This is a genomic window from Bacillus sp. AY2-1, assembly GCF_008368965.1.
In the GTDB taxonomy this organism is placed as follows: domain Bacteria; phylum Bacillota; class Bacilli; order Bacillales; family Bacillaceae_G; genus Bacillus_A; species Bacillus_A thuringiensis_S.
On record NZ_QPEL01000150.1, the window covers coordinates 1 to 6658 of the forward strand.

Here is a 6658-nt window from a genome sequence, read left to right on the forward strand (position 1 = left end):
CCATCAAGAATTTCTTGAGCAGCTTCTGCGATGGCACCGCCCTTGTTTAATTCCAATCTTCCTACATCTGTATTGGCAAGCGCTGCAGCTTTTTTTACAACTGCGAACGCTTTAATTAAACTTTCATGAATTTTATACCCTGTAATCGGGAAATTTTCAACAGCGCGTAAAGTTTGAATTCCGTAATATGCCTCAATAGGTAATTCCTTTCCTCCCAAAAAATCATTCTCCACTCGCACGTTCTTGTTTGTCATTTCCATTTTAATTTCTCCCCCATATTAAATGTAAAACCTAAATAAATCATATGAAGTCATTACCAATCCTTATCAGATTTTATTGTTAAATCGTAGGCTAAAGGCTCTTCAATAATTTTTTTAATCTCTTCTAATTTATTAGTTTTCCCAAGCGCCCACATCAATTTTGCTATGATGGCTTCCGTATTCATATCTCCAGATAATATTACTTGATGTTGTGCCACTTTCCGTCCTACTTCATAGAGAAGTATGTCTTCTCCTTCTTCCAGGCATTGAGTAGTAATCACTACAGCAATCCCCATTTCAGTCAACTCTTGAATTTTCGAAAGCAAGTTCCTTCCTTCAAAAGGTAATCCACCGTTACCAAAACTTTCAATAATAATCCCTTTGTACAAATCTTTTAAACAATCAAATATCTCTGGTTTTGTACCTGGATACAATTTCATAAGAAAAACATCCGTACATAAATTAGTATTTATTGAAAGTTCATTATGGGAGGACTTTGGCTTCCAATGATATTTCAGTTCATCTTCATTTACCTCAGCAACATATGGATAATTCACACTTTCAAATGCATCATAACTTTTTGTTCGCATTTTAACTGCTCTCGTCCCAATAATCACCCTACTATCAAAAACAATAAACACACCGCCAACATCCTCACAGGCAAATCTAAGAGCATCAGCTACATTTTTCTTTGCGTCTGTCTTTTTAAAACTAATAGGTACTTGTGAACCTGTTAAAACAACTGGTTTTCTTAAACCTTGAAGCATATAAGATAACGCGGAAGATGTATAAGCTAACGTATCCGTTCCATGTGTAATCACAAACCCGTCATAGTCATCATAGTGATTAAAAACAGCATTAGCTATTTCTTTCCAGTGCTCAGGTTGCATATTGGTACTATCAATATTCATTAAGATTTTGCAATCTATTTCTAAGTTTCGAGAAGACTTCGAAAAATAATTCAATAATTCCTCAGCGGACAATCCTGGAACAAGCCCCTCATTCCCCTCCACAGATGCAATTGTCCCACCAGTTGCAAGTAATAAAATTTTCTTCATACACAACCCCTCCATAAAATAAACAACGATATATCGTTCGCGTAATGCGTATTTATATTTATCATTATAGAACTTAATTTGAATTAATCAAGATTTTGTATTCAATACGCGTACTTTTTTTCTATTCTTGATTCTTTTTCTATGTTATAATTAATTTAATAAAATTAGATGGGGTATGAGACGAATGCTGGAACGTTTATCTAAATTAAGAAAAAATCAAAAATGGTCCTTACAAGAGACAGCAGATCGACTTGGGATTGCGAAAAGCACCTATGCCGGGTATGAAAATGGTTATAGATTACCTTCATTACAATCTTTATCAAAAATAGCCGATTTATTTGATACATCTGTAGATTATATATTAGGTCGAATTGAACATTCACATCAAAACAAAGATGTAATTGATATTACAAGACTCCTAAACGATCCAGATCCAACACTTTTAATAGATGGAGAAGCACTGTCAACAGAAGAGATAATAGATTTTATTGCTTTTGTGAGAAGTAAACGAGAACTAAGTTCCAAGAGAATAGAAAATATTGAACCAACATGTAAAAGTTGATTCAATAAAAAACGAAGACACTGTACTCTTTAAACTTAGAAATACTTAGACAATTAATTTGCAAACGGTTTATATAATGAATTCTTAGCAGCTGGCCTCATTCGGGGACTTATACTTGGAAATAATCCCATTGGTTATATGATTCAATTATTTTTCATCATTTGTGTAGTGGTAGCAGCTATTTTCGGAGGTTTCACATCCAATAAATCAATTATCATGAAACAAGGATTTCTCGCTATTTTAGCGTTGCTTGCCCTTTTATCTGTCATATAGAACTAAAGCTTTTCAATAAAGGAACTCACTTTTGAAGAATACGCCATTCTTTCTGTAGATTTATAAGAAAGAATGGCGTTTTTGTATGTCTATTTCTGTATCGAAAGAATTTGAAAGTATAACAGAATTCAAACAAGAATTAGCAAAGTAGATAAAGTACTATAATCATGAAAGAATCAAGGAAAAATAAAAGGAAATGAATCCAGTATTGTACTAGGCTCATTCCCTAGAGACTACTTAATAAACCGACCTTTCTAACTTTCGGGGGCACAGTCTAGTTGAAGTGCTACAACTACTTTAAAGTTAAGTGTTTAACCTTGAAGTGCTTAATTCTTTTTTCCAGACAAAGCATACATTATATCTTGATGCTTTATTGTCCTCTTATAATTATGTGGTATCGGGAATTTGTTTCGGTGTTCTTTTATTATAATTATGATTACTATAAGTGATAAAGCTACAGGTATAAAAACGATTAACAAAGCATCTTAATGTTTATGAAATTCTTTGTTAATCGTTTCTCTTCTCCCTAATCTTCTGCGAGACTATATTTTTTCATTAAAATTCCCCATATCTTATTTGATTTATTCTGTAACACCAGATTGGGTTACTTTTACATCAGCTGTTACACGAAAACGTAAATGTTTATAGGATTCTTCCCATTCTTGACTGTTCCATTTTCTTACGTGAGTTCTACCAAGCTTTCTAAGTCCTATAGGATCTGTGTCTTTTTTAATAAATCTCTTTATCAATGTAGTTGCTTTTTTCTCTATTTCTTTTTCCATAATTTTTTCTAATTTTTTTATTTCTTTAGGATTATCTAGATTTTTTGTTTTTGTAAATTCTTGAATTTCAGCTTTAACTTGAATATGAGCATTTACGAATGGATGCTTACTATTCCCCTCCATCTTATATTTTGTTCTAGCTTTTATATTCTCTATCGTGGCGTAAGTATTTGGGGAACCAGGTAGTTTGAATTGGTATGTACCTTGTTTAAAATTATCTGTCAACAATTTAAATACAAATAAATCTTTAGGGTTTACTTTATCAACCATTTTACATCTTTTAAAAAGTGCTATTCCATCTAACTCCAACACATTACCTTTTTTAGATATTATCGGTAAATATGAATCTCTCGCATCATCATTAAGTTGGTTTAAAAACATAAAAAAATTTGTTTTTGGCTGCGTTCCATTATCCATATTTTGCTCCAGTAAAGAGGATAGATAGGAAGCAATTTCTTTTTCTTCAGAATAGTTCCCCTTTAATAGTGATTCCCCTTTTACATTTGTAATTGCTAAATAAATTGCATTTCCTACACTAGGATTTCGATTCAAAGTCTCTAAAATTTCCTGCATTCCCTTTTCAATTATTTTTTCATTAAATATAATAACACGCAATTGCCCTAACTCTAGAGGTCCAGAAGATTTTTCGGATGCTCTTGCAAGAACTTCTCTACCAGTCTGGCCTGATGCTGAATAGATTTTCGTTTCACCTTCCCCGCCTCCTTTATAAGCTGAAATCGCAAAGGTTCCTTTTAGCTTACCTTTTGCTTCGGTATCATATGCCGCAACTTGAACTAAGTCAATGTCATCCACAATTTTCGTTTTAGCACAACCTATTAAGAAGACACTTACTATAAGGAAAAGTATCCATCGCTTCATGTTTATCTCCTTAACTTTATTTTGGCGGTTTGAATTAGCCATAGTACAGGTAGGTATACATATATATATATAAAGCCCATTTGACCTGTCCAAGTATTTAATAAGTTAATTTTATTACGGTTATTCAAGAAAAATGATAAAACAAAGATGAATAGGATGATAACTGGCAAAACATATTTTTGCTTTATTCCCAGTGCCTCTTTTATACCACGACTTACTCCCCATAATGTAAAGGAAACATTGGGTAATATAAAAAAAGCCCAAACAGAAACAATAATGTATTCAAACCGCTCTATAAAGGGAAATTGTATAATTTTAATCATGCTTAAATATGCCCATATCGCACTCGCTAGTTGTTTTTCACTAAAAAACGCAAGAGTTAAAATCATAAGGTATGTGTAGACAATAGTCGTTACTAAATTTGCATAGTGCGCATATTTTTGAGACGTTTTTGCCTTTTTAATAAATGGGTAGTACAGCAATAACATTTCAAATCCAAAAAAACTAAACATATTTCCTTTCATTCCTTTCATAATTTCTAGGAATGAATGCTGTGCAATTGGAAATAAATTTCGGAAATCTGCATACTGCAAAGGATAAAAAAATGTGAAGATTAGAATGCTTGGGATAACGATTCCAAAGAAACCGATTCCGGCAACTACACGAAATCCTCCAGTAACAATGTAATAGCATAAACCCAAAAAAGCCCCAGCTATAACCCAAGATGAAATAGAAGGAAACATCCAAACATGTACTACTTCGATATAAGTATGTAGTGTTGTTGCACCTAACAATACAATATAGGATAAAAAAATGAAGTTGAATATTCCACCAATCCATTTTCCAAGTACGTTTTGATTGATTGCAATGATGTCTCCATTACCCTGATTTAAAATCTGATATATGATCCAAATCATAAGATTGACAGATATTCCAAAAAGTAGCGTGCTAATCCACGCATCATTTCCAACTAATTTTGCACTAATCCTTTCAAAACCAAGCATACCAACCCCCATCTGTATAGTAATAATTAAAAAAAATACCATATATGGAGAGACTTGATACTCAATTGGGATCTGTTTCATAATGCTCCTCCCTGTTAAATTCAATCATCAAAATCATTTCTTGATAGTATTTTATTTTTCTCTACCTCTTCTGGATTAAAGCGAAAACGCTGTTTAGACCTTGAAAAAATAGGACGTCGAAACATCGCTGAAATCGGCATACGTACAATACTGTCTTTCCAATCTGTAAGGCGTGTAGGATAAAAAGGAAACAAATAAGGACGTCTTAATGATTCTGTACGTAATAAACGTGCTAAAAGCAAAGAGCTTGTTAAAACAATTCCTAATAAACCCAACAGGTGTGCGGCGATTATAAAAGGAAAACGAATTACTCGAATTGTATTACCAATTCGATATATTGGTGCTGTAAATGAGCTAAGGGCTGAAAGTGCAACAATGATAATAAGTACATTACTTGTAAGACTTGCCTCTACCGATGCCTGTCCAATTACAATACCACCTACTATACCGACAGTTAGACCCACTTTAGTTGGTAAACGTGCCCCCGCTTCTCTCAGTAATTCAATCGTTATTTCTAAAAAAAGTGCTTCAATAACTGGAGGAAAAGGTACTTTACTTCTCGATATGATTAACGTTTCAAGAAGTTCTCTCGGAATTAGCTCGTAATGATATGTTAAAATTGCAACATATAATGGAGTTGTTAAGACAGAAAAAATAAAAGCAAAAAGCCTTAGCAGTCGAAAAAAGGAGGAAATAATCCAAGGCATGGTGTAATCTTCTGTCGTAGAAAAAAAGTCAATTAATGTTGTTGGAAGAGTGATAGCATAAGGCGAGCCATCTACAAAAAGTGCAATTTTCCCTTCTGCTAATACAGCTGCCACACGGTCCGGACGTTCTGTATTCAAAAATTGAGGGAATATAGAATTCGGGTTGTCTGCAATTAACTGCATCAAATAAGTACTATCCAAAACATGGTCTGTTTTTATTTGACTTACCCTTTTTATAATTTCTTGTAGATTTTGATCATTTACAATTCCCTCAATAAATACAATCGCAACAGTTGTGTTAGAGAGAGATCCTACTTTCAATTCTTTCATTTGTAAATAAGGTGTTGGAAGCTTTCTACGTACTAAATTTAAATTTACATCTAAATCTTCGACAAATGCGATTTGCGGACCCACAATATTGTATTCAATTTCGGCTTTTGTAATATCCCTTTTTTCTTTCTTTGACACATTTACTAACAAACAATTTAATTTATCTGTATCGAACTGAATCAGTATATAGCCATTTAAAATACTATCCTGAATATCTTCCATTTGATTTGTTATTTTTGAATTCTCAAAAGGTAAGACAGAGTGAATATCTTGTAACGAATCGAAGCTCTTCTCTTTTATATAAGTCAAAACCTCTTCATGAAATATATTTACATCGATTAATGTTCTAAAATATGAAATGACTATAGAGGAATTATTAGAAGCAATTTCCAACGTTATAAAATCTTTAGATTTTTTTAGTAATTTCATTAAATCCTGCAAAGATTCTATAGAGTAAACAGATATTCTTTCATGTGGTTTCAATTGATAATACCCTTCCTTTCAGAAAGAAACTATATATAGTTTTCAGGAAATTGCTATTTTTAAAATTAGGGATGGTGATATGTAAATATACTTATTGAATTAATAATAACGCCTTTGAAAATAACTTAACCAAAATTAGTTAAAAAATGTATTAAAAGTAAAAATAAGAAATGTTTTCGAGCATAATTACAATATTAAAAACATCCTTTCTTTTAGTTCTAAAGAAAGGATGTTTTTAT

5 protein-coding genes and 2 pseudogenes are annotated in these 6658 nt (G+C 32.4%); 2 read left to right on the top strand and 5 right to left on the bottom strand.

The window, feature by feature from the left end:
• A pseudogene (locus DN403_RS26215) lies at positions 1 to 260 on the bottom strand (lyase family protein); the annotation flags it as partial.
• A gap of 53 nt (positions 261 to 313) precedes the next feature.
• Positions 314 to 1318 carry an asparaginase gene (ansA, locus tag DN403_RS26220; protein WP_000722293.1) on the bottom strand — a complete coding sequence of 335 codons (1005 nt, stop codon included), beginning with the start codon at positions 1316 to 1318 and terminating at the stop codon, positions 314 to 316.
• A gap of 184 nt (positions 1319 to 1502) precedes the next feature.
• Between ansA and ansR the strand changes: the two genes are divergently transcribed.
• Both ansR and DN403_RS26230 read left to right on the top strand, forming a co-directional pair.
• Positions 1503 to 1880: an HTH-type transcriptional regulator AnsR gene (gene ansR, locus DN403_RS26225; protein WP_000893569.1), complete on the top strand. Its 378-nt coding sequence runs from the start codon at positions 1503 to 1505 to the stop codon at positions 1878 to 1880.
• A 57-nt stretch (positions 1881 to 1937) separates the two neighbouring features.
• Positions 1938 to 2153, top strand: a pseudogene (locus DN403_RS26230) (DUF1304 domain-containing protein); the annotation flags it as partial.
• Between the two features lie 581 nt (positions 2154 to 2734).
• Here the strand turns inward: DN403_RS26230 and DN403_RS26240 are convergent.
• From DN403_RS26240 to DN403_RS26250, 3 genes are read right to left on the bottom strand one after another with little or no spacing between them, the layout of a single operon-like run.
• A complete protein-coding gene (locus DN403_RS26240; protein WP_000832876.1) occupies positions 2735 to 3814 on the bottom strand; it encodes a Ger(x)C family spore germination protein in 1080 nt (359 codons plus the stop codon).
• A 2-nt stretch (positions 3815 to 3816) separates the two neighbouring features.
• Positions 3817 to 4899 (bottom strand): GerAB/ArcD/ProY family transporter, encoded by a 1083-nt coding sequence (locus DN403_RS26245; protein WP_000809703.1) that lies wholly within the window; start codon positions 4897 to 4899, stop codon positions 3817 to 3819.
• A gap of 20 nt (positions 4900 to 4919) precedes the next feature.
• Positions 4920 to 6419, bottom strand: coding sequence for a spore germination protein (locus tag DN403_RS26250; protein WP_000802307.1), 1500 nt, complete (start codon positions 6417 to 6419; stop codon positions 4920 to 4922).
• Positions 6420 to 6658 lie beyond the last annotated feature (239 nt).